Genomic DNA, 2,036 nt, shown 5'->3' on the forward strand with positions numbered 1-2,036 from the left:
ACCTGCTCCTTGGTCGCGCGCGGCTGCGGCGCCGGATCGGCGACATCGGGGTAGGCGCCGGGTTCCTTCGTTTCCGTCATGCAGGGCAGCCTAACGTCCGTCAGCGGCCACGCTCTCATTGCGGGTAGGCCCTGCTGACCAAGGTGCCGCCGGCGGGGTCCCCGCCCGACGCGCAGCCGCCGAACGACACCAGCGTGCTGTTGGGCCGGCTCGACCTCAAGCTGTTCGCCGGTGCGGAGGACGACAACACCAAGGCCGCCCAGCGGCTGGCCTCGGACATGGGCGAGTTCTTCATGCCGTTCCCGGGCACCCGGATCAACCAGCAGACCGTCCCGCTCGACGCGGCCGGCATGCCCGGCGTCGCGTCGTCGTACGAGGTGAAGTTCACCGACACCAACAAGCCCAACGGCCAGATCTGGGCCGGTGTGGTCGGCACACCCGTCGCGCCGGGCACCCCGCGCGGACAGCGCACGCCCGAACGGTGGTTCGTGGTGTGGCTCGGCACCGCGACCAACCCGATCCCGCAGGACGCGGCGGTCACCCTGGCGAACTCGATCCGTCCCTGGGCGCCTCCGCCGCCTCCGCCGGCTCCGGTAGCGGACCCGAACGCACCGCTGCCGCCGGCCGATCCGAACGCGCCCCCGCCGGATCCGAACGCGCCCGCACCGCGGCCGGCCGTCGGGGTGCCGGTCCCGGTCGATCCGAACACGGCCCCGGGGATGCTGCCACCCGCCTGATCGTGTCCGTTCACATCCTGTTTCCACCGCCGATTCGTTACCCGGCTTAGGTATACCTGGGGCATGGCCCGGCTGCGTCCGCACCGGGCCAGGTGGTGACAGACAGGAGTTCCTGATGGACGTCATGGCAGCTACCGAGGTCCTGGCCCGCTCGAGCACGCTCACCAGCGTGGGTGGATCGGCTACATCATCATCGGCGCGATCGCGGGATGGATCGCGGGCAAGATCGTCAAGGGGTCCGGTTCGGGCATCCTGATGAACATCGTGATCGGCGTCGTCGGCGCACTCATCGGCGGGTTCCTGTTGAGTTTCTTCCTGGACACCGCCGGCGGCGGCTGGTGGTTCACGTTGTTCACCGCGATCCTCGGGTCGGTGATCCTGTTGTGGATCGTCGGAAAGTTCACCAAGTCACGGGTCTGACCCCGCCGCCGACCATGCGCGCATGGCAGGTGCGCACGCCCGGGCCGATGTCGACGCGGCCGCTGGTTTCGGCCACCGTGCCGGTCCCGCACCCGGGCCCCGGGGAACTGCTGGTCGCGGTGCGGGCCTGCGGCGTCTGCCGGACCGACCTGCATGTGACCGAGGGAGACCTGGCGGTGCACCGGCCGTCGGTGATCCCCGGCCACGAGGTGGTCGGGGAGGTCGTCCGGGTCGGCGCGCAGGCCGGCTCCCGCTTCGCCGTCGGTGACCGCGTCGGTATCGCGTGGCTGCGGCACACCTGTGGGATGTGCCGTTACTGCCGGCGCGGGCAGGAGAACCTCTGCCCGGAATCCCGTTACACCGGTTGGGACGCCGACGGCGGCTACGCCGAATTCGCGACGGTGCCCGAGGCGTTCGCGCTGCGTCTGCCCGGCGGCTACGCCGACACCGAGCTGGCGCCGCTGCTGGGCACCGCGGGGGTGGTGTCGCTGCTGGCGGCGTTGCTGGTGGCCGTGGCGGCGGCGCCGGCTCACGCGGGCTGGATCTGTGCAGGCGCCGCGGCCGCCGCCGTGCTCGCGGTGTTGGGTGCGGGGCGTCCGGAATCCTCGAATCCGTTGTCGCGACGTTCGATCCAGTACGCCGAGTATGCCGCGCTGGCCGCCGTGGTGCCGCTCGCGTTCTGGCTCTCCGGGGTGTACGGCCTGGCCCGGCAGCTGAGCCTGACATGACGGTGCCGGCCCGATGGTGGCGGGCGCCGTCGTGATGTAGTAGGGCTCACTCATTTGAGGTTCACCCTAGAGTGTGGGCCGTGAGTGCCAAGCGAGAGCCGCCGCCGGTCCCGGAGCCCCTCACCCCGCTCATCGACGCTCACACCCATCT

At 71.0% G+C, this 2,036-nt stretch carries 3 pseudogenes; all 3 read left to right on the top strand.

Features of this window, described 5'->3' with window-relative positions:
• Nucleotides 1-128: 128 nt before the first annotated feature.
• A pseudogene (locus tag ASJ79_RS23115) lies at nucleotides 129-737 on the top strand (APA family fibronectin-binding glycoprotein); the annotation flags it as partial.
• Nucleotides 738-852: 115 nt separating this feature from the next.
• Nucleotides 853-1,157, top strand: a pseudogene (locus ASJ79_RS23120) (GlsB/YeaQ/YmgE family stress response membrane protein).
• 14 nt (nucleotides 1,158-1,171) lie between these two features.
• Nucleotides 1,172-1,651: pseudogene (locus tag ASJ79_RS23125) on the top strand (alcohol dehydrogenase catalytic domain-containing protein); the annotation flags it as partial.
• Nucleotides 1,652-2,036: the final 385 nt, after the last annotated feature.

Source organism: Mycobacterium sp. NAZ190054, assembly GCF_001545925.1.
Taxonomy (GTDB): domain Bacteria; phylum Actinomycetota; class Actinomycetes; order Mycobacteriales; family Mycobacteriaceae; genus Mycobacterium.